This window comes from Amycolatopsis sp. NPDC051758, assembly GCF_044453095.1.
Taxonomy (GTDB): domain Bacteria; phylum Actinomycetota; class Actinomycetes; order Mycobacteriales; family Pseudonocardiaceae; genus Amycolatopsis.
Window position 1 is genome coordinate 103,221 of sequence record NZ_JBITCJ010000004.1, and the last position, 20,527, is coordinate 123,747.

At 71.9% G+C, this 20,527-nt stretch carries 19 protein-coding genes; 11 read left to right on the forward strand and 8 right to left on the reverse strand.

Annotated features, from left to right (window positions below):
* The first annotated feature begins 2 nt into the window (after positions 1-2).
* From ACIA5G_RS19970 to ACIA5G_RS19980, 3 genes are all read left to right on the forward strand, one after another.
* Complete coding sequence (locus ACIA5G_RS19970; RefSeq protein WP_395925169.1) at positions 3-1,022, forward strand: aldo/keto reductase; 1,020 nt, start codon at positions 3-5, stop codon at positions 1,020-1,022.
* Complete coding sequence (locus ACIA5G_RS19975) at positions 1,022-1,879, forward strand: LLM class flavin-dependent oxidoreductase (protein ID WP_395925171.1); 858 nt, start codon at positions 1,022-1,024, stop codon at positions 1,877-1,879. The genes ACIA5G_RS19970 and ACIA5G_RS19975 overlap by 1 nt, the downstream gene beginning before the upstream one ends.
* 81 nt (positions 1,880-1,960) lie before the next feature.
* Positions 1,961-2,140, forward strand: coding sequence for a hypothetical protein (locus tag ACIA5G_RS19980; RefSeq protein ID WP_395925173.1), 180 nt, complete (start codon positions 1,961-1,963; stop codon positions 2,138-2,140).
* On the opposite strand, the gene ACIA5G_RS19985 is transcribed toward ACIA5G_RS19980, so the two are convergent.
* Both ACIA5G_RS19985 and ACIA5G_RS19990 read right to left on the reverse strand, forming a co-directional pair.
* Positions 2,127-2,813 carry a class I SAM-dependent methyltransferase gene (locus ACIA5G_RS19985; protein WP_395925175.1) on the reverse strand — a complete coding sequence of 229 codons (687 nt, stop codon included), beginning with the start codon at positions 2,811-2,813 and terminating at the stop codon, positions 2,127-2,129. The two genes, ACIA5G_RS19980 and ACIA5G_RS19985, sit on opposite strands and share 14 nt — an antisense overlap.
* Positions 2,810-3,214 carry a hypothetical protein gene (locus ACIA5G_RS19990; protein WP_395925177.1) on the reverse strand — a complete coding sequence of 135 codons (405 nt, stop codon included), beginning with the start codon at positions 3,212-3,214 and terminating at the stop codon, positions 2,810-2,812. Before ACIA5G_RS19990 ends, ACIA5G_RS19985 begins: the two co-directional genes overlap by 4 nt.
* A 53-nt stretch (positions 3,215-3,267) precedes the next feature.
* Between ACIA5G_RS19990 and ACIA5G_RS19995 the strand changes: the two genes are divergently transcribed.
* Positions 3,268-3,684, forward strand: a complete 417-nt coding sequence (locus ACIA5G_RS19995) for a MarR family winged helix-turn-helix transcriptional regulator (protein ID WP_395925180.1) — start codon at positions 3,268-3,270, stop codon at positions 3,682-3,684.
* 9 nt (positions 3,685-3,693) lie between these two features.
* Here ACIA5G_RS19995 and ACIA5G_RS20000 read toward each other — a convergent pair whose 3' ends face one another.
* Positions 3,694-4,293 (reverse strand): TetR family transcriptional regulator, encoded by a 600-nt coding sequence (locus ACIA5G_RS20000; protein ID WP_395925182.1) that lies wholly within the window; start codon positions 4,291-4,293, stop codon positions 3,694-3,696.
* Positions 4,294-4,397: 104 nt separating this feature from the next.
* On the opposite strand from ACIA5G_RS20000, the gene ACIA5G_RS20005 reads away from it, so the two are divergent.
* Together ACIA5G_RS20005 and ACIA5G_RS20010 are read left to right on the forward strand one after the other, a co-directional pair.
* Positions 4,398-5,483, forward strand: coding sequence for an FAD-dependent oxidoreductase (locus ACIA5G_RS20005; protein WP_395925184.1), 1,086 nt, complete (start codon positions 4,398-4,400; stop codon positions 5,481-5,483).
* The gene (locus tag ACIA5G_RS20010) at positions 5,480-6,100 is read left to right on the forward strand and encodes a DUF3159 domain-containing protein (RefSeq protein WP_395925187.1); all 621 of its coding nucleotides are present in this window, start codon (positions 5,480-5,482) and stop codon (positions 6,098-6,100) included. Before ACIA5G_RS20005 ends, ACIA5G_RS20010 begins: the two co-directional genes overlap by 4 nt.
* A gap of 19 nt (positions 6,101-6,119) precedes the next feature.
* Here the strand turns inward: ACIA5G_RS20010 and ACIA5G_RS20015 are convergent, their stop codons facing one another.
* Both ACIA5G_RS20015 and ACIA5G_RS20020 read right to left on the reverse strand, forming a co-directional pair.
* Positions 6,120-8,138 carry a cellulose binding domain-containing protein gene (locus tag ACIA5G_RS20015; RefSeq protein WP_395925189.1) on the reverse strand — a complete coding sequence of 673 codons (2,019 nt, stop codon included), beginning with the start codon at positions 8,136-8,138 and terminating at the stop codon, positions 6,120-6,122.
* Positions 8,139-8,219: 81 nt separating this feature from the next.
* Complete coding sequence (locus ACIA5G_RS20020) at positions 8,220-11,537, reverse strand: error-prone DNA polymerase (protein WP_395925191.1); 3,318 nt, start codon at positions 11,535-11,537, stop codon at positions 8,220-8,222.
* 305 nt (positions 11,538-11,842) lie between these two features.
* Here ACIA5G_RS20020 and ACIA5G_RS20025 point away from each other — a divergent pair, with 305 nt between their 5' ends.
* A complete protein-coding gene (locus ACIA5G_RS20025; RefSeq protein WP_395925193.1) occupies positions 11,843-12,355 on the forward strand; it encodes a DinB family protein in 513 nt (170 codons plus the stop codon).
* On the opposite strand, the gene ACIA5G_RS20030 is transcribed toward ACIA5G_RS20025, so the two are convergent.
* Both ACIA5G_RS20030 and ACIA5G_RS20035 read right to left on the reverse strand, forming a co-directional pair.
* Positions 12,352-13,908 (reverse strand): DNA polymerase Y family protein, encoded by a 1,557-nt coding sequence (locus ACIA5G_RS20030; RefSeq protein ID WP_395925195.1) that lies wholly within the window; start codon positions 13,906-13,908, stop codon positions 12,352-12,354. The two genes, ACIA5G_RS20025 and ACIA5G_RS20030, sit on opposite strands and share 4 nt — an antisense overlap.
* 232 nt (positions 13,909-14,140) lie before the next feature.
* Positions 14,141-14,839 carry a hypothetical protein gene (locus ACIA5G_RS20035; protein ID WP_395925197.1) on the reverse strand — a complete coding sequence of 233 codons (699 nt, stop codon included), beginning with the start codon at positions 14,837-14,839 and terminating at the stop codon, positions 14,141-14,143.
* A gap of 372 nt (positions 14,840-15,211) precedes the next feature.
* On the opposite strand from ACIA5G_RS20035, the gene ACIA5G_RS20040 reads away from it, so the two are divergent.
* A complete protein-coding gene (locus ACIA5G_RS20040) occupies positions 15,212-16,624 on the forward strand; it encodes an NAD(P)/FAD-dependent oxidoreductase (protein ID WP_395925199.1) in 1,413 nt (470 codons plus the stop codon).
* Here the strand turns inward: ACIA5G_RS20040 and ACIA5G_RS20045 are convergent.
* Positions 16,552-18,057: an alpha/beta hydrolase gene (locus ACIA5G_RS20045; RefSeq protein WP_395925201.1), complete on the reverse strand. Its 1,506-nt coding sequence runs from the start codon at positions 18,055-18,057 to the stop codon at positions 16,552-16,554. The genes ACIA5G_RS20040 and ACIA5G_RS20045 overlap by 73 nt on opposite strands.
* A 216-nt stretch (positions 18,058-18,273) precedes the next feature.
* Between ACIA5G_RS20045 and ACIA5G_RS20050 the strand changes: the two genes are divergently transcribed.
* Genes ACIA5G_RS20050 through ACIA5G_RS20060 form a run of 3 tightly spaced genes read left to right on the forward strand, consistent with a single transcriptional unit; the run spans position 18,274 to position 20,527 of the window.
* Positions 18,274-18,669: a GntR family transcriptional regulator gene (locus tag ACIA5G_RS20050; RefSeq protein ID WP_395925203.1), complete on the forward strand. Its 396-nt coding sequence runs from the start codon at positions 18,274-18,276 to the stop codon at positions 18,667-18,669.
* The gene (locus ACIA5G_RS20055) at positions 18,666-19,547 is read left to right on the forward strand and encodes an ABC transporter ATP-binding protein (protein WP_395925205.1); all 882 of its coding nucleotides are present in this window, start codon (positions 18,666-18,668) and stop codon (positions 19,545-19,547) included. The genes ACIA5G_RS20050 and ACIA5G_RS20055 overlap by 4 nt, the downstream gene beginning before the upstream one ends.
* Positions 19,544-20,527 carry a transporter gene (locus ACIA5G_RS20060; protein WP_395925207.1) on the forward strand — a complete coding sequence of 328 codons (984 nt, stop codon included), beginning with the start codon at positions 19,544-19,546 and terminating at the stop codon, positions 20,525-20,527. The genes ACIA5G_RS20055 and ACIA5G_RS20060 overlap by 4 nt, the downstream gene beginning before the upstream one ends.

Below are 20,527 nucleotides of genomic sequence, written 5' to 3' on the forward strand. Positions count from 1 at the left end.
TCATGCAGTACCGCACCCTGGGCCGCACCGGTATCCGGGTCAGCACCCTCGCGCTCGGCGCGATGAACTTCGGCGCGATCGGGCGCACCACCCAGGACGAGGCCACCGCCCTCGTCGACGCCGCCCTGGCCGGCGGGATCAACCTCGTCGACACCGCCGACATGTACGGCCAGGGCGAGTCGGAGGTCATGGTCGGCAAGGCCATCGCCGGCCGCCGCGACGACCTCGTGCTGGCCACGAAGGCGGCCATGCCGATGGGCGACGAACGCAACCACCAGGGCAGCTCACGCCGCTGGCTGGTCACCGCGCTCGACAACAGCCTGCGTCGCCTCGACGTGGACCACGTCGACCTCTACCAAGTCCACCGGTGGGACCCTGCCACGAGCGACGAGGAAACGCTTTCCGCCCTGACCGACCTGCAGCGTGCGGGCAAGATCCGAGCCTTCGGCTCGTCGACGTTCCCCGCGTACCGCATCGTGCAGGCCCAGTGGGCCGCGCGCGAACACCACCTGGGCCGGTACGTCACCGAGCAGCCCAGCTACTCGATCCTGCAACGCGGCATCGAGACCCACGTCCTGCCGGTGGCGCAGGAGTACGGCCTTGGTGTGCTGGCGTGGAGCCCGCTGGCTTCGGGCTGGCTGTCGGGCGCGGTCCGCGCCGGCCGGGAGATCACGACCAGCCGGTCGAAGGTCCTGCCGCAGCGCTTCGACCTCACCGACCCCGCCAACCAGGCCCGCCTCGACGCCGTCGAGAAGCTCACCAAGATCGCCGACCAAGCGGCACTTTCGCTGATTCAGTTGTCGCTGGGCTTCGTCACCGCGCACCCGGCGGTGACCAGCGCGCTCATCGGCCCGCGGACGCTGGACCACCTGAAGTCGCAGCTCGAAGCCGCCGACACCGTGCTCCCCGCCGACGTGCTCGACGAGATCGACGCCGTTGTCGCGGCCGGCGTCGACCTGGCCGCGCACGAGAAGTTCGACACCCCGCCCGCTCTGCTCGACCCGTCCCTCCGGAGGCGTTGATGACCCCCCGTTTCGGCATCCTGACCGCACCCATGAACGTCGGCTACGACGAGATCCTGCGGGTCTGGCGGGAAGCCGACACCGTCCCGGAGATCAACCACGCCTGGCTGTTCGACCACCTCATGCCGATCGGCGGTGACCCGGACGGCCCGATCTTCGAAGGCTGGACGCTGCTTTCGGCGCTGGCCGCGCAGACCGAGCGGCTGCGCCTCGGCCTGATGGTGACCAGCAACCGCTTCCGGCCGCCGGCGGTGCTGGCCAAGATCGCGACCACGGTGGACATCGTGTCCGGCGGGCGCCTCGACTTCGGCATCGGCGCCGGCTCGCGCCCGAGCCACCCCTTGGCGCGACGCGAGTACGACGGCCACGGCCTGCCCTACCACACCCAGGACGACGCCGTGGCCGCCCTCGCCGAAGCGTGTACCGTCATCCGTCGCTTGTGGACGGACGACGAACCGTTCGACTTCGACGGTGCGCACGTCAAGCTGAAGGGGGCGTTCGGCAATCCCAAGCCGGTGCAGCGCCCGCACCCGCCGATCATGATCGGCGGCCGCGCGAGCGCGACCCTGCGCGTGGTCGCCGAGCACGCCGACGAGTGGAACATCCCGGGCGGCGGTGACATCAACGACCTCGTCGGCCGCAGCAAGCTGCTCGACCGCTACTGCACGGAGATCGGCCGCGACCCGGCGACGATCACCCGCTCGATCTTCCTGCCCGTCGACTACGACAAACCTGCGGCCACCAAGGAAAAGATCGAAGAGGCCGTCGGCGCCGGGTTCGGGCACATCGTCCTCGGCCTGGCGAACCCGTACCCGGACGGTGTGGCGCAGTGGGTCGCGGACGAGCTGATCCGCTGAGCTACTTGCCGGCTCCTTCGTAGGTGCCCTGCGTGAACCGGCGTGAGAACACGAAGTACACGACAGCGGCCGGTGGACGCGTTGACGAGCAACATCGGGCACCTGCCGGGCACCGGGCTGCTGTCACCCTCGGAAAGCGCGTCCGTCGGCGCCCTGCGGGTGCACGGCCTCCCCCTGGCCGGCGGCACCCTCGACGTCGAGATCGACGCGGCCGGCGAAGTGACCGAGCTGCGGCTGCCGGCCGGGTTCAGCCGCGCCTGAAGAGCCCGGCGAGCAGGAACGGTTCGCCGTACCGCCCGGTGTCCGGGTTCATCGGCCGCAGCTCGACTTCGCTGTAACCGTCGAACAACCGGCGCAGGTCGTCCGGGTGGTAGGCGAGGCCGCCGTGCAGGCTGCGGTCGCGGTAGAGCTGCTCGTCGGGCAGCTCGGTTCCGGAGTTGCCGTCCCCGGTGCCCGCGGCGAAGCAGGTGAGCCCGAAGTACCCGCCGCGGGCGAGGTGGCGGTCGAGGAGCGCGAGGTAGCTGATCCGCCGGTGCGGCGCGAGGTGGAGGAAGCAGCCCGAGTCGTAGATCAGGTCGTAGGTGGGGTGCGGCAGGTCCACGGTGAAGATGTCGGCGCAGTGGAAGCGGACGCCGGACACGCGTTCCCGCGCCCAGGCGATCGCCGCGGCCGACGCGTCCACGGCGTCCACCTCGTAACCCGCCTCCGCGAGACGACGGGCGTTGCGCCCCGGCCCGCAGCCCAGCTCCAGGGCGCGGCCGGGCTCGAGCGGGCCGTCGCGGAGCCAGGTGTCGAGGCTTTCGTCGGGCTCGGTGACGAAGAACGGGACGGGCCGGTCGCGGTCGGCGTAGAACCCGTCCCACTCGATCGAAGCGCCGACCAGGCCGTCCAGCATCCGCAGGAGGTCCTCGACCGACCGGATGTCCCGGCTCACGCCTCGACCTGCTCCCGCACCGCCCGCAGCTCCCGGTCGACCACCGCCATCTGCGCGTCCACCGCTTGCGGATCGGTGTCCGCCGGGAAGAACAGGCTGAAGATCAGCTCGGCGCCGGTCATGTTGGGCAGCACGCGTGCGAACAGGCCGAGGTTCGGGGCGTCCGCGCTGACGACGTCGACCACGCCCTGCTCCGGCGCGACCCGCACGAGGATCCGGCGGGCGTCGGCGCCGGTGCCGACGCGCCAGATGTTGTTGTGTTCGTGGTTGATGACGGTGGCGAAGTCCGGTGCCCAGTCGGGGATGTGGCGCGGGTCGGCGAGGTAGTCGACAACCTGCGCGGGTGCGGCGGCCACGGAGATGGTGCGCGTCTCGGCGCGCCCCGGTTCGAATGATGTCATGGCCGGAACGATACGCATCTGCGTACGATCTGTCCACGCGTAAGATCCCGCCGGTGAACGAGGACGACGATCTCGGAGCCCTCTGCGCGGGTGCGGGCCGCAACCTGGCCGAAGCCGAGCGGCCGATACTGGACGCGCACGGCCTCTCGATGTGGCAGTACGTGGTGCTGTCGGCGCTGGCCACCGGCGCGGCGTCCAGCCAGCTCGTGCTGGCGCAGCAGATCCACTACGACAAGACCCGCTTGATCACCCTGCTGGACGGCCTCGACGCGGCGGGCCTGGTCAGCCGCGAGCCGGATCCGGCCGACCGCCGGGCCCGGATCGTGCGGCTGACACTCGAAGGCATCCGGCGCCATGCGGTGATCCGGGCGGAGATCCGGGTCCTGGAGGAACGGAAGCTGGCCGGGCTCAGCGCCGAGGAGCAGCGGGTGCTGCGGTCGGCGCTGGCGCACCTCGCCAACTCGGACTGACCGGCCGCCTCAGGAAGGCCCGGTCAGGCAGTACTGCACCACGGGGCCGAGCGTGGCGGCCAGCTCGTCGACGGACGCCGAGGCGATCGGCTCGACGCGGACGATGTAGCGGGCCACCGCGAGCCCCAGGATCTGGACGTTGACCAGGCCCGCCCGCAGCGCGGCGTCCGGGGTGCCGAGCAGGGCCGCGAGCCGGCCGGTGATCTCCCGGTCGATGAACTCGCGCAGCAGCGCCTCGGACTGCGCGTCGGTCGGCGCCGACCTGGTCAGCGTCACCAGCGGCGTGCGATCGGACCGGTCCAGGTTCGCCACCAGCGTCCGGACGATGCGCTCGCCGATCGTGGCGAGGTCGCCGGCGAAGATCGCCTCGATGGCCGGCGGGACGGCGTCGGACATGTCGACGGCGGCGTTGAACAGGCCCTGCTTGGTGCCGAAGAAGTAGAACACCATCGCCGGGTCGACCCCGGCCGCGGCGGCGATCGCGCGCACGCTCGTGGCGCCGAAGCCGTGCTGCGCGAACAGGTCGCGGGCGGCTTGCAGGACCCGCTGCTTGCTCTCCTCGCCGGACCGCCAGCGTCCGGCGCGTCGCCGTGTGTCGTGTTCCGCCATGACCCCGGCAGCCTAGCAGCCGATTCTTCACCACTTGGTGGAGTTTCTGCCGGAGTCGCCGTAGGGTGTTCTTCATCGGGCGATGAAGAATGGGGTTGACGGGGATGAGGGTGGTTGTGATCGGTGCCGGTCCGGGCGGCTTGACGCTCGCTCACGGGTTGCGCCGGACGGGGATCGACGTCGCGGTGTACGAGCGAGACACCGCGCTCGGCCGGCCGCAGGGTGTCAGCCTGCACCTCGACGAACGTGGCGCGTCCGCTCTGCGCGCGTGCCTGCCTCCGGCGCACGTCGCGATGCTGGAGGCCACCTCGGGCGGGCAGCGCGGGCGCACCCTGAACCTGTCCGAAGTGGACGGAGTACTCGAGGCCGCCGAAGGTCCGGCGCGGCCCGGCCGGCAGGTCCACCGGCCACTGCTGCGCGCGGTGCTGCTGACCGGCCTGGACGACGTGGTCCGGTTCGGGGCGGAGCTCACGCGGTTCGAGCGGCGCCCGGACGGCACGGTCCGCGCGTGGTTCGCCGACGGCCGCACGGACACCGCCGACGTCCTGGTCGGCGCCGACGGGATCGGCTCGGCGGTGCGCCGACGGCACCTGCCCGGCGCCCGGGTCGTGGACACCGGACGGCGCATGCTCATGGGCGCGACGCCGGTGCGCGCGGTGGCCGGCACGGGGCTGCCCGAGCTGGTCGGCGACAACGCGGCCGCCGCCCACCTGCCGGGCACGACGATGGCCTTGAGCGTGCTCCGGTTCACCCGGCGGCCGGAAGCCGCACGCCGGCAGTGGCTGCCCGCCCTGGGTCCCGGCGCGGTCGCCGGGCTCGACGACTACGTGATGTGGGCCCTGGCCGTCACGCAGGAGCGGCTCGGTCCGGCCTCGGCGTGGGACACCGCCCGGGAGCTGGCCGCGGATTTGCCGCCGGCGCTGCGGCAGGTCGTCACCGAGGCGTGGCCGGACGTCACAGTCACCCTGCGCATCGCCACGATCCCGCCGCCGCCCGCCTGGCCCCCGAGCCCGGTGACCCTGCTCGGCGACGCCATCCGCCTGGCCCCGGGGTTCGGCGCCAACCTGGCGATGCAGGACGCCCACCGCCTCTGCGCGGCACTGACCGAGGCGGCCCGCGGCGACCTGCTCGACACGATCGGCGCTTACGAAAGCAGCTTCACCGCCGACGTCGTGCAGGCGAGCGTATGAGCCTCGACGTGCTGACGCAGAAGTCCCTTTCGTGGTTCAGCGCGGTCGGCGGCTGGCGCACGGTCGCCGAAGGTGTTGCGTCGCGGGTGGTGTTCGTTGTCGCGTACCCCCTGACCGGGCAGGTGCTGACGGCCGCGCTGATCGCGGTCGGCGCCGTGCTCGTGCTCGCCGTCGTCCGGATGTGCACCGACCGCAAGGTCTGGCAGCCGGCGGCCGGGCTGCTCGTGGTCGGCGCGTCCGCGCTGCTGGCGGGGAGCACGGGACACGCGGCGGACTTCTACCTGAGCGCCGTGGTGATCCAGGCGGTGGGCACGCTGGTGTTCCTCGGGTCCGTGCTGGTGCGGTGGCCGGTCATCGGGGTGGTCATGGGCGCCGTCCGCGGTGATCGCTTCGGCTGGCGGCGCGATCCCTTGCGGCGACGGCGTTACTACCGGTGCACGGCGGTGTTCCTGGCGAAGTTCGCCGTCGCCACGGCCGTGCTCGTGCCGCTGTACCTGGCCGGGCCGGTGGTCCCGCTCGGCATCGCCGCCACGCTGCTGGGCGGCGCGCCCGCGGCGGGCGCCTGCCTCTACGTGTGCCGGCGGATCCTGCGCGAGGACCCGGCCACCACCGGGTAGCGGTGGCCGGGCCCCGGGCTCAGCCGGCCGCGCAGAGCTTTCCGTTCAGGCTGAACGCCGTCGGCAGGATGTTCGGCCCGCCGTAGTCCGCGACGAACCCGACGTCCGCACCGCCGGCCAGCGGCGCCGACGACGTCACCGTCACCGTCGTCCCGGTCTGGGTCCACGTTCCGTTCCAGCCGCTCGTGACCCGCTGCCGCGCGGTCGGCCAGGTGAACGTCAGCGTCCAGTCCCCCGCCGGATCCGAGCCGGCCACGTGGATCCCGCCGACGAACCCGCTCGCCCAGTCCTCGACGTCGGTCATCCGGACCGCGCAGCTGCTCACCGCCGGCGCCCCCGTGGTCAACGTCAACGGTGGTGACGCCCACGACACGTTCCCCGCGGCGTCCCGCGCCAGCACGTTGACCGTGTAACGGCTGCCCGGCACGAGGTTCCCGACGCCGAGCGACGTCCCGGTCGTCTCCCCCCACTGCTCGCTGACCACGCCGGCCTGCCGGTACACCTCGTACTTCGCGACCGGCCGGCCGGCGGACGCGGGCCAGCTGATCGTCGCCGTCCGGTCGGTCGTCGTCGCGGTCGGCTGCCCCGGCGCTCCGGGTCCGGCCGACGCGGATGCGGGGTGCAGGACGAGCGTGGTCAGCGAATACGGCGGCAGCGTCTGGCTGCCGGCCGTGCCCGAAGCAGTGGTGATCGCAGACGCGCCGTTCGTGAAGGTGAACACCTGCGACGCCGACACCGGTGTGTATCCCTCGTAGGCCAAGGTCACCGCACGAGCCGCCGACGGGTCCTTGTTGACCAGCAGCACGGCGAGATCACCGTTCGGCCGGCGCACGGCGTGCGCGCCGATCAGCGGGTCGTCCGCCCCGGCCCGGACGAACTGGTCGCCGGGCCGGGCGAACGTGCTCACCATCTTCAAGCCGTAGTAGGGCGCGAACGGCGTGTTGAGCGCGGGTTCGCAGCCGCCGTCCCCGAGGCAGGTCGCGCTGGAGAGCAGGCCGAAGTCGCCGTAGTCCGGATAACCGGCCACAGTGGACAGTGCGGTCGCGCCGTTGTGCGTGTCCCACCAGTCGACCGTGAAGACACCGTTCGCCAGGAACGAACTGTAGGCCTCGGCCGCGAACAGCGCGCCCGGCTGGGTGTTCATGCCGACCGGGGTGTTCGTTTCGGTCAGGGCGATGCCGATCCGGTTCGAACCCGGCCCCGCGTACCGCGTGATCTGGTCCCGCGCCAGGTAGATCATGTCGTCGACCTGCTCGGTCTTGGTAAGCGCTTCCGTGGCGGTCGACCCGCTCGGATACCAGTGCAGCACCACGAAGTCGACGTGCGGGCCGGCGATCGACAGCACCGTCTGGTTCCAGGTCGCGGTGTCGCCGGCGCCGACGATGCCGTCCGGCCAGTTCGCCGGAGTGGTGAGCACCGCGCCGATCTTCACCGTCGGGTCGGCGGCCTTCATCGCATCCGCGTAGGCGACCACCCCGGCGGCGTAGGCGGCCGGGCTCTTGTCCGCGTGGTTGTCGGCTTCCCAGTTCGCGCCGTAGTGGCCGTTGCCGTAGAGCTCGTTGCCGATCTCCCAGTACCGGACGCCGTAGCCCTTGGTGACGTTGGCGTACCGCACCCAGTCGGCGGCTTCCGCCGGCGTCCCGGTGCCGTAGTTGGCGATGACGATCGGCTGCGCCCCGGCCCGCCGGACGCCGCCCATGAAGGTGTCGAAATCGGTGCCGGGCGCCACGTAACCGCCCGGCGCGGTGTTGTCCTTCCAGTGGTAGATGTCGCCGTAGGAGCCGCCGGGGTACCGCATCGTGCGGACACCGGCTCCGCCGAGCAGGTCCGCGACCTCGTCGGTCCCCAGCTGGCTGTCCCACACCGCGTGGTTGACGCCGAGCGCGGTGTCCGGCACGGTGGCCAGCCCCGCTCGTGCGTTCACCGTGACCGTGGCCCCGGGCGGGGGTTCCGCCCCGGCGGTGCCGGCCGCCGGCACCGCCGCGGCGAGCACGGCGATCACCGGCCACGCTGCCCAGCGCAGACGTCGAACTGTCATGAAGGTCCATCCTCACTCGTCGGGGCACGAACGGATGGCTGAGAGCGCTCCCAGGCAGAGAACCACCGCCTGGCGAGGAAGTCAACGAAAGTCTCGGGACGGCCCAGGCTTCATGCGCAGTTCGAGTTTTTCGAGGCGATCGGCGACGAGCGTGACAACACCCTCGGCGGCCTGGACCTGACCGCGGACGAGCAACGCGGCACTGGTGCGCGCGACCAGCCGCTGCCGGTTCCACAGGCCCGGCGAGACGAGGACGTTGGCCATGCCGGTCTCGTCCTCGAGGTTGAGGAACGTGATCCCGCCGGCCGTGGCGGGGCGCTGCCGGTGGGTGACCGCACCGCCGACCCACACCCGCGTGCCGTCCGGCACCCCGGCCAGCTCGGCGGTGGTGAGCGCGCCGCGTGCGGTGAGCAGCTCGCGCAGGTACTCCACCGGGTGGCTGTCCGGGGAGACGCCGGTGGCCCACAGGTCCGCGGCGGTGACCTCCAGCCGGGTCATGCCCGGCAGTGCGGGCGCGTCGAGGCCGGGGGCCAGGCCGGGCAGGTGCCCCGGCCGGGTGGCCGCCGCGGCGCCGGCGGCCCAGAGGTCCTGCCGCCGGTCGCCGCCGAAGGCGCCCGCGGTGGCGAGGGCCTCGACGGCGTTCTTCTTCAGCCGGACCCGGCGGGTCAGGTCGCCGACGCCGGCGTACGGGCCGTTCGCGGCGCGTTCGGCGACGATCTCCTCGGCGACGTCGTCACCGAGGTGGCGGACGCCGGCGAGCCCGAGGCGCAGCGCAACACCGCCGGTGCTCGCGGGCTCGAGTTCGAGGGTGGCGTGGGCGAGACTCGCGTTGATGTCCGGCTCCCGGATGAGCACACCGTGCCGGCGGGCGTCGGCGACCAGGGACTGCGGGCTGTAGAAGCCCATCGGCTGCGCGCGCAGCAGCCCGGCGCAGAACGCGGCCGGGTAGTAGTGCTTGAACCACGCGCTCGCGTACACCAGCAGCGCGAAGGACATCGAGTGCGCTTCGGGGAAGCCGTAACCGGAGAAGGCGTGGATCTGTTCGAAGATCCGGGTGGCGAGCTCCCGGTCGAGGCCGTTGGCTTTGCAGCCGTCGAAGAACCGCGCCATCAACGCCTTCATCTTCGCGCTCGACCGCTTGGCGCCCATGGCGCGGCGCAGCCGGTCGGCCTCGGCCGGGGTGAACGACGCAACGTCGACGGCCATCTGCATCACCTGCTCCTGGAACAGCGGCACACCGAGCGTCCGGTCCAAACTGGACGCCAGCAGCGGGTGCGCGTGCTGCCACTCCTCCTCTCCCCGGCGGCGCCGGATGTAGGGGTGCACCGAGCCGCCCTGGATCGGGCCGGGCCGGATCAGCGCGACTTCGACCACGAGGTCGTAGAACTTCCGCGGCCGCAATCGTGGCAGGGTCGCGAGCTGGGCGCGGGATTCCACTTGGAACACTCCGACGGCGTCGGCGGCGCAGAGCATGTCGTAGACCGCCGGATCGGCCAGGTCGAGCTTCGCGATGTCCACTGTGGATCCGTGGTGCCCGGCGACGAGGTCGATCATGTAGTGCAGCGCCGAAAGCATGCCGAGGCCGAGCAGGTCGAACTTGACCAGCCCGACGGCGGCGCAGTCGTCCTTGTCCCATTGCAGCACACTGCGGTCGGCCATCGTCGCCCACTCGACCGGGACCACTTCGGACACCGGCTGCTTCGAAATCACCATGCCACCGGAGTGGATGCCGAGGTGGCGCGGGAAGTCCTCGATCCGCGCGGCCAGGTCGAGGACGTCGGCGGGGATCTCCCCCGTCGCTTGCTGTTTTGTCGCCGCGACGCCGCCCCAGCGGTCGACGAGCTTGCCGTAGGCGTCCTGCTGACCCGGGCTGTGGCCGAGCGCCTTCGCCGCGTCACGGATCGCCGACGGCGCGCGGTAGGTGATGACGTTGGCGACCTGCGCCGCGTGGAAGCGGCCGTGCTTGGCGTAGACGTACTGGATGGCCTCCTCGCGCCGGTCGGACTCGATGTCGACGTCTATGTCCGGCGGCCCGTCGCGTTCCGGGGCCAGGAACCGCTCGAACAGCAGGTTCCACTTGACCGGGTCGGCGTTGCAGATCCCGAGCGCGTAACAGACGGCGGAGTTCGCGGCGGAGCCGCGGCCCTGGCAGAGGATGTTCGCCTCCTTGCAGAACCGGACGATGTCCCACACCACCAGGAAGTACCCGGGAAAGCCGAGTTCCTTGATGATGTCCAGCTCGTGGTCGAGCTGGGCGTAAGCATCCGGATTGTCCACACGCGACCCGTAGCGGTTCACCGCGCCGCCGTAAGTCAGCTCACGCAGGAACGACATCTCGTCGTGCCCGGCCGGCACGGGGAACGGCGGCAGGTCCGGCGCGACCAGGTTCAGGTCGAACGCCACCTCGACCCCGAGGACGGCGGCCCGGCCGACCGCGCCCGGGTAGCGGCGCTCGAAGCGGCGCCGCTGCTCCATCCCGGACCGCAGGAACGCCTGCCCCGACGGCGGCCGCCAGCCTTCGAGGTCCTCGGCGGACCGGCGGGCCCGGACCGCGGCCACCATGTCCGCCACCACGGCGTCGTCCGGGCGCGCGTAGTGGACGTTGTTCGACACGATCGTCGGCAGCCGCAGGGCGCGGGCCAGCTCGGCGAGGTGGTCGTTGGCGGCGTCGTCGAGGGGCTGCCGGTGGTCGATCAGCTCGACGGCGACGTGCGAGCGGCCGAACCAGTCGACGAGCCGGGCCAGCTCGGCGTGCGCGGCCGCGGGCCCGCGCTCGGCCAGCGCCCGGCGGACGGCGCCCTTGCGGCAGCCGGTCAGCACCACGACGTGCCCGGCCAGCTCGTCGACGAGCTCCTCGAGGTCGTAGACGGGCCGGCCCTTCTCCCCGCCGGCGAGCTGGGCGTGGGAGATGACGCGGCAGAGCCGGTGGTAACCCGCCTGCTGCCGGGCGATCACCAGCAGGTGCGACCCGGCGGGGTCGGGCTCACCGGCCTGCGGCGCGGGCAGGTCGAGGGAGAGCTCGGCCCCGAACCCGACGCGCACGCCGAGCTCCCGCGCGGCGTCGTGGAACCGGACGGCGCCGTACATCCCGTCGTGGTCGGTGAGGACAAGCGCGTCCAGTTCGAGCCGCGCGGCCTCCTCGACGAGGGCTTCGGGATGTGAGGCGCCGTCGAGGAAACTGAAGTTGGAGTGGACGTGCAGTTCGGCGTACGGGGCCCGGATCCGGTCACCGCCGTCGTCGCGGGCCCGGCGTTGCCGCAGATCGGCAGGGGCACCTCGATAGCCTTCGCGCTTGCGCGACCACGCCGGGGCGTCGTTGCCGTCCCCGGGCACGGGCGGCCGCCCGGAGGCGATCCGCTCCACTTCGGACCACGGCACACTCGGGTTGTTGAACGCCAAGGCTTTGCTCCCGCCACGTCTTCGCTGTGGGGAAGCCAGCGACTACTGTTCGAACACACGTGCGATCTTCACCGTCGAGCTTGGGATGGCGAGCCGTGGTTGTCAACCCGGCGTGACACCGATAACTCGCCTTCCCCGCCGGCCGGCCCTGCGGTAAGGTCCGGACATCGCCTGCGTGCCGGGCAGGTCCGTGAGATTCCGGACCCGCCGCGCAGATCTTGCGAATCACCCCCGTCAGCCGCACTTCGTGCACCAGCTCCTGCGCGCCCGCTGCCGACGACCCCACCGAGAGAATCGAGCCGACGATGGCCTGGTCGATACCCCGCATCACCACCGGCACCGAACGCCGGCTGCTCGAGCACATGCTCGACCGCAACCGGGCCGAGCTGGTCACCACCGTGCGCGGACTGTCCGAAGAGGACGCACGCCGCCGGCTCGTCGCGTCGCCGACCACGCCGATCGGGCTGCTCAAGCACGCCGCCGTCGCCGAACGGATCTGGTTCCAGCACGTCCTGGCGGGCCTGCCCGAGGGCGCGTGTGACGGCGGGACAATCGCGGGTGACGCCAGTTTTGTGGTGGACGACAACGAGAAGCTGGCCGACGTGATCGCCGAATTCGAGCGCGCCAGTGCGCGTTCCCGCGAGATCGCCGCCGGCTTCGACCTCGACGAGACGCGGAAGCACCCGCGTGTCGGCTACGTCAACCTGCGGTTCATCTACCTGCTCGCGATCGAGGACTTCGCGCGGCACGCCGGGCACGGCGACATCCTCCGCGAGCAGGTCGAGCCGGCGGTGGCCGAGGACCGCCTCGCCCGTTAGTCGTAAACGCCTTCCACCCTCCACTGTGGATCGTCGCCGACGTCGGCCTTGAGCAGCAGCGCGATGTCGTCCTCGGCGCCCTCCAGCACCACCTGGATGCGCACGAGGGGCCGCTCCGCCCGGACGATCCACGGGCCGGCCGCGCCGAGGACGCGCCGCGCCGGGCCGCCGTCCACCGCGACCGTGGCCGGCGGGTAGCCGAGCTCACCGCGCTCGGTGCAGCGGACGACGTCACCGACGGCGTCGAGCACCACCGCCACGGGTGGCCGGGGTGGCACGAAGGAGGGGGACGGCGCGGGCAGCCGGCCCGGCCACGGCCGGTCTTCGGTCAGCGCACGGCGGGGTTCGCCCCACGGGACGAGCCGGACCCGTTCGGCCGGGCCGCGGCCGCCGTCGAGCAGCGGGGTGACCACGGAGTCCGGGCCGAGCAGGCCCTGGATCCGCACCAGGGCGCGGCCGGCACGCTCGGCGGCGTCGGCGTCCCGGCCCATCGAGCCGAGCTGCAGCTGCAGTGCCTGTCCGCCGACGACCTCCTCGGGGTCGAGGCGCAGCCGGACGATCCCGGCGCTGGGCCGCTCGCCGTTGCGGGCGGTGAGCCAGCCTTCGCACTGCCAGCGCACGCGGTCCGCCGTTGTGCGCGCGGTGAGCGGTTCGGCGCAGCGCCAGACGCGGACGCGTTCTTCGCCGGCTTCGGTGAGGGCGGTGATCGTGAGCCGGGTGCAGGCGAGCCCGTGCCGCGCGAGGCCCGCGAAGAACCGTTCGCCGAGGGTTTTTGCGACGAACGCGGCTTCGTCGACTCGCGCCAGCGGGTACTCGAAGTCTTCGGTGACGGTCAGGTCCGGCGGGAGCGCGCGGCGCACGGGTGGCCGTTCGGAAAGGCCGCGGGCAAGGCGGTGGGCGGTGATGGCGTCGCTCGGGAAGCGGCCCGCGACGTCACTTTCGGCAAGGGCGGCGAAGGCGCCGAGGGTGCGCAGGCCGAGGCGCTGCAGCAGCCCGACGAGCTCACCGCGGTCGTCCCCCGGCTGGTTCAGCTCGGCGATCGGCAGCGGCGCCAGGAACTCTTTTGTCCCGCAGCGGGGCACAAGAACCGCACGACGGGCGGCGAGAGTCGCGGCGAACAGCCCGTCGGCGATCCCGACCTGACACTCGACGCCGGCCCGGGCGCCGACTTCGTCGAGAAGCAGCTCGGCAAGGGCTTCTTCGCCACCGAAGTACCCGGCCGCCCCGTCGACGGGGACAGCGACGATGCCGGGCCGCACCACTTCGACCCCGACGGCTTGAGCCTCGACGGCGGCGGCAACGGGTTCGAAGAGCCGGGCGTCGCGGTCCGGATCGTGCTGGTGCACAACAAGCCCGGCACAGCGTGACTGGGCATCCCGCCGCCGCATGCCCCGCCCGACCCCACTCCCCCGCGCGGCGGCGGAGCAGGCAACAACACGGTTGGCGGAGAAAACGGCGGCGGGCACTCGCGGTGAGATCCCGGCGGCGGCCCCGGCGGCGACGACCGGCCAGTCGGGGCACCACAGCACCAGCAACCGTGGTGCACCGGTCACGCCGTGGCCCCGGCCCACCGGATGGTCGGCAGCCGAGGTGCGTTGCTCACCCCGGCGATCTCGGCAAGTCGCGCGGCAGGCGCGAACGATCGGCATGACATCTCGGCAACGTCGTTCCGCTCCACGAACAGCGCGCACAACCGGTGTACGACGGCTACCTCGGCCTGCCCCGCAAACAGCGCGAAAATCCCAGCGGCCACAGCCCCCGACACCGGCGGCCACGGCCGCCCGCTCACCCCGCCACCCCGGCCAGCCGCCGCTCCGTGGCAGGCCCGGCCACCCCGCCACCCGGCCCCGGCAGCTGCAATGCCACCGACAGCGGCCGCACCGCCGCACCGCGGCCGCGGCTGGTTGCCACCAGCTCACGGCTCCGCAGATGCCCGTACCCGTCCGGCGTCACACCATTCCAACGGCGTCCCGAAACCCGCAGCTCCAGGTCCGCGCCCGGCCACGTCCCCACCGCCAGCAAGACCGCTCCCCGGTTGCGGACCCGGCCCGCCAGCCGGCGAGCCAACTGCGGTTGCACCCCGCCGACCAGCGCCGGGCCGAGGACCACCAGGTCGAATCCGTCCACCAGGGCCGACACCACGCCCGCCAGTTCCGCGCCCGGGTGGGGCACTAGGGCGATCCGCTCCAGGTCGACGCCCAGCTCCGCCGCCGCGGCCAGGCCCAGCTCCGGGAGGCCGGTCACCGCTGCCCAGGAGCCGTCGTGAGTGGCCGCCGCCAGCAGGGCCAGCACCAGGGACGTCGCTCCGCGCACCGCCACCGTGGTCCCCCGGCGCAGGCCGCCGCCGGGGAGGAGGTGGGACAAGGCCGGGTGCACCCTCAGCAGCCGATCCGGTGCGGCTTCCGGGTGCGGGCCGCCCAGTTGCGCGGCCGTGCTCAGCCCCGGGATCGCCGTCAGACCGGCCAAAACCTCCGGCACCGCCATCGCCGCCCACCTCCAGCACCACGTACTCGTACCGGAGACACCGGCGAACCTCGAACCAATCATCGAACACTTGTTCGCATACTGCGAGACGGGAAGCCCCGCTGTCAAGCGGCCTCACCCCACCGGGGCGTTGGTGCTTTCGAGTGCGATTCCGCCCGGGGTTCAACCGGTCACGGACCGTCGGCGTGGACGTCTCGCCGACGGGAAGGGGCACCTTCGCGGCGGCTCGCAAAGGCCCGGTCGGCGACCCCTAACCGCCGGCCGGGCCACTTTCACTTCGTCCTCGGCCGCTGTGACCGACGGCACCGCCCGCCGCCGTCACGGCCGCGAATGCCGACTCGTCCAGGGGGTGACGCGAGAAAAGAGGACAGCATGCGCGAGATCCTGATCGTCGGTGGTGGTTACGCCGGCTTCTACGCCGCGTGGAAGCTCGAGAAGAAGCTGCGTCCCGGTGAGGCCCGGGTCACCCTCGTCGACCCCCGCCCCTACCTGACCTACCAGCCGTTCCTGCCCGAAGTCGTGGCCGGCGCGGTCGAAGCCCGGCACGCCGCGGTGTCGCTGCGGCGGCACCTGCGCCGGACGCGGATCGTCGCCGGGACGGTGACCGCCATCAACCACGCGCACCGCGTCGTCACCGTGCGGCCCACCGACGGTGAGACCTTCGAGCTCGGCTACGAGCTGATCGTCGTCACCGCGGGCGCGGTGACCCGGACGCTGCCCGTGCCGGGGATCGCCGAGCAGGCGATCGGCCTCAAGCACGTCGAAGAGGCCGTCGCGATCCGGGACCGCCTGCTCACCGCGTTCGACCGCGCCGCGACGCTCCCCGCCGGCCCGCGGCGGAAGAAGCTGCTCACGGTCACCTTCGTCGGCGGCGGCTTCTCGGGGGTCGAGGGCTTCGGCGAGCTGCTGTCGCTGGCGACGGCGCTGCTCAAGCGCTACCCCGAGCTGCACCGCGACGAGCTGCGGTTCCACCTCGTCGAGGCGTCGGGCCGCATCCTGCCCGAGGTCACCGACCGCCCGGGCCGCTGGGTCGTACGGGAGCTGGAACGGCGAGGCGCACACGTCCACCTCGACACACTGGTTACCTCGGCCGCCGGCGGGCACGTGACGCTCTCGACCGGTGAGGAGTTCGACTCGGAGCTGATCGTCTGGACCGCGGGCAACGGCGCCAACCCGGTCATCGGGCGGCACACCGACCTCCCGGTGGACCGCCGCGGGCTGGTCGTCGTGCGGCCGGACCTGCGTGTCGGCACCGACGAAGAGCCCGTGCCCGACGCCTGGGCGGCCGGCGACGACGCCGCGGTGCCCGACCTCGCCTCGCCGGTCCCGGGCGCGCGCACGGTGCCCAACGCCCAGCACGCCTACCGGCAGGGAAAACTCTTGGCCCGCAACATCATCGCGACCCTGCGCGTCCGGGAGCCGAAGCCGTACGCGCACCACAGCCTGGGCGCCATCGCGACCCTGGGTCTCGGCCGCGGCATCTTCCAGTACCGGCGGCTGGTCGTCACCGGCCTGCCGGCGTGGCTCATGCACCGCGGTTACCACGTGCTGGCCGTGCCCAGCTGGGAACGCAAGGTCCGGGTCCTCGCGGTGTGGCTGACCGCGGCGCTCTTCGGCCGCGACATCCTTTCGCTGGCTTCGGTGCAGCACCCGCGCGACGCCTTTGTCGCCGGTGGTGCGGCGGGCCCCGCCGGCGGCGAGGCCCGCCACGCTCACCCCGCGAACGGGCTCGCGTCGATCGCGCAGGTCTTGCCCGCGGCCGGGAAGGTCCCCGAAACCAGGTAGTCCCGCTTGACCTGCTCGGTGCACGTGCTCGGCACGTACATCGACGAGTGCCCGTAGCCCTCGGTCACGAACACCCGGGCGCGCGCCAGTTCCGCGGCGCCGTCCCGGGCGCCGGCCAGCGGCGTCGACGGGTCGTAGCGGTTGTTCAGCACCAGGATCTCCGCCGACGTCGGGCGGTTCCACGGGCCGGTGTACCGGTCTGTGGCCTTCGCCTTCCAGAACGCGCAGCTCATCATGTCCAGCACCGCGATCCGGCCGAAGTACGGGACCCGCTGGTCCTCCGACTCCGCGTACCGGCTGTAGATCGCCGGGTCGGTCGGCACATCGCTGTCACTGCACTGGATCGCGTTGAAGGCTTCGGTGCGGTTGGACGTGTACGGTTCGCCCGCCTTGAACGCGGACACCGTGGCGGGGGCGTCGTACAGCCGCTGCAGCAGCGAAGCGATGTCCGGCCAGCCCCGCGAGTCGGACAGGTCCGCCGCCGCGTTGATGATCCCGGAGTACGTCCACGTTTCGCCGTCCACGCTGATCGGGGCCTGCTTCGCCCGCGCCGTGATCGAAGCCCACTTCGCCTTGGGGTCGCCCGAGGAGAACGCGCACTTCGGTCCGGCTTCCGTGCAAAGGCGCAAGAACTGGTCGAACGTCTGCGAAATGCCGGTCGCGACGTCCTGGCGGGTGTCCAGCGGGACGCTCTTGCCGCTGCCGTCGTGGCCGGTGGCGTTGCCGATGAAGTCCATCGTGCCGTCGAACACCATGGCGCGGATCCGGTCCGGGAACAGGTTCGCGTACGTCGCGCCGAGCTGCGTCCCGTAGGAAATGCCGTGGTAGGTCAGCTTCTTGTCACCGACCGCGCGGCGCAGCAGCTCGAGGTCCCGCGCGGTGTCGGCCGTCGAGACGTGTTCGAGGATCGGGCCGGCCTGCGCCGAGCACCGGTCCGCGAGCTCCTTCGACTTCGCGTAGAAGGCCGCGTTGCCGCTCGGGTCGCCGGGCATCTCCGGGAACGAGCCGAAGAACGACTCCTGCTCGGCCAGCGAGCCGAAGCACCGGACCGCGGTGCTGTGCCCGATCCCGCGCGGATCCCACGACACGACGTCGAACCGCGCGCGCAGCCCGTCCGAGAACAGCCACGGCCACTTTCCGCGCTCACGCAGCCGCTGCAGGCCGGACGCGCCCGGGCCGCCGAAGTTGACGAACAGCGTGCCGATCTTGTGGGCGGGATCGGTGGCCGGCAGCTTGATGAGCGCGAGGTCGATCTTCGCGCCGGACGGCCGGTCGTAGTCCAGTGGCACCGAGGCGGTGGTGCACTGGAAGCCGTCTTCACAGCCGGTCCAGCTCAGCTGCGGTGTCGCGACGCTGTCGACCGACGCGGACGCCACGGACGGAGCCGCGGCGATGGCCATCGAGACGCCGAGCGCGACGACCACGCCGCGCACGATGCCTCCCCCAGGAAAACGACGCACGAAGAACCCTTTCGCAGATGGGAAACGATCACCTCCACAGACGGCCGAGGGGGTGGGGAGGTTGAGCGCGGGCCCGGAAAAAGATCTGCGGACCGGGCCGCGCCCCATCGACGGAGGGCGGAACTCGCACTGGCGCCGACCTGTACCGTTTAGCTATAGTGCTAGGCACCTAGTTAAATGGAGTTGCCGATGATCGAGTTCAACCTGGACGCGAGGTCCGGCCTGTCGCCGTACCAGCAGCTGGTCCAGCAGGTGCGGCACGCGCTGCGCCTCGGCCTGCTGAACGAAGGGGACCAGCTCCCGAAGGTGAAGGACGTGGTCGCCGGCCTCGCGATCAACCCGAACACCGTGCTGAAGGCCTACCGCGAGCTGGAGCACGACGGGCTCGTCTCGGCCCGGCCCGGTGTCGGCACGTTCGTGACGGCGACGCTGAACGGTGGCGCGTCGTTCGCGCTGCTCGGCCCGCTGCGCCAGGACCTGCGCCGTTGGCTGGCGAAGGCCCGTAAGGCCGGTCTCGACGAAGAGAGCATCGAGGCCTTGTTGATGTCCACGTTTCGCGACTCCGCCAGAGAGGACATAGTGTGACCGTCCTGCGTGCCCAGGGACTGGGCAAGAAGTACAAGCGCAACTGGGCGCTGACCGGCTGCACGCTCGAGATCGAGGCCGGCCACGTCACCGGGCTCGTCGGCCCCAACGGCGCCGGCAAGTCCACCCTGCTGAACATCGCGTCCGGCATGCTGGAGCCGACGACCGGCTCGATCGAGGTGTGCGGCGGGGTGCCGGGCAGCGGCCCGGAGCAGCTGGCCAAGGTCGGCTACGTCGCCCAGAGCACACCCGTCTACACCGGGCTGACCATCGAAGAGCACCTGCGGCTCGGCGCGCACCTCAACCCGCGGTGGGACGACTCGCTCGCCACCAAGCGGGTCGAACGGCTCGGGCTGGACCCGAAGCAGCCCGCCGGCAAGCTGTCCGGCGGTCAGCGCGCGCAGCTCGCGCTCACCCTCGGCATCGCCAAGCGCCCCGAGCTGCTGCTGCTCGACGAGCCGGTCGCCGCGCTGGACCCGTTGGCGCGCCGGGAGTTCCTGCAGGACCTGATGGAGTCCGTCGCCGAGCACGGGCTGTCCGTCGTGATGTCCTCGCACCTGGTCAACGACCTGGAACGGGTCTGCGACCACCTCGTGGTGCTGGTGGCGTCCGAGGTCCGGGTGATCGGCGACGTCGAAGAGCTGCTCAACACCCACCACCGGCTCTCCGGGCCGCGACGCGACGTCGAGACGCTGCCGTCGGACCAGCACGTCATCTCCGCGAAGCACACCGATCGCCAGACCACCGTGCTCGTCCGCACCGAAGCGCCGATCCTCGACCCCGCGTGGACCGTCGGGCGGATCGGCCTGGAGGACCTCGTCCTCGAGTACATGAGCAACCCCACCACCGTCCGCCCCGCCCTGGAGGTCCTCCGATGACCTGGCTGACCTGGCGCCAGTTCCGCCTGCCCGCGCTGTCCGTGTTCGCCGCGCTGGTCCTGATCGGCGTGGTGCTCGCGATCACCGGGCCGGAGCTGGTCGGGCGCACGAACTTCTCCGACCAGGACACCATGTTCGGCGGGACGATCCTGGTGCTCTACCTGCTGCCCGCGGTGATCGGCGTGTTCTGGGGCGTCCCGATGATCACGCGTGAGCTGGAGAGCGGCACGCACAGCCTCGTGTGGAACCAGACCGTCACCCGCAAGCGGTGGCTCGCCACCAAGCTCGGGTTCGGCCTGCTGGCCGCGATGGTCGCGGCCGGCCTGCTCGGCTGGGCGGTGTCGTGGTGGGCGAGCCCGATCGACGCGCTCGCGGCGACGCAGACCGATCGCGGGATGCTCTCGCGCATCGCGCCGGTGGTGTTCGGCGCGCGCGGCATCGTCCCGATCGGGTACGCGGCTTTTGCGCTCGCCCTCGGGGTCGCGGTCGGCATGCTGCTGAAGCGGACGGTGGCCGCCATGGCCGTCACGCTCGTCGTGATCGCCGCCGTGCTGCTCGTGGTGCCGAACTTCGTGCGGCCGTACCTGCTGCCGCCGCAGCAGATGACGGTGGCGATCGTCGGCGAGGACATCACGAACATCACCGGTGACGAGACCGGCACGGTGCAGGAGATCGGCGTGCGGAACCCGCCCGGCGCCTGGGTGCTGGCGAACGAAACCATCGACCCGGCCGGGAACATCGCCGAACCGCTGCCGGACTTCGTGCAGAACTGCATGCCGCGGCCGGGTGGCGGCCCGCCGGAGCGCGGCAGCCTCGAGCAGTGCATGGCCCAGCTGGGCGCGCACGGCTACCAGCAGCGCCTGACCTACCAGCCCGGCTCGCGGTTCTGGCCGCTGCAGTGGCTCGAGCTCGCGCTCTTCCTCGCGATGACCGCCCTGCTCACCTGGTTCTCCTTCCGACGCCTCCGCCACCTGTCCTGA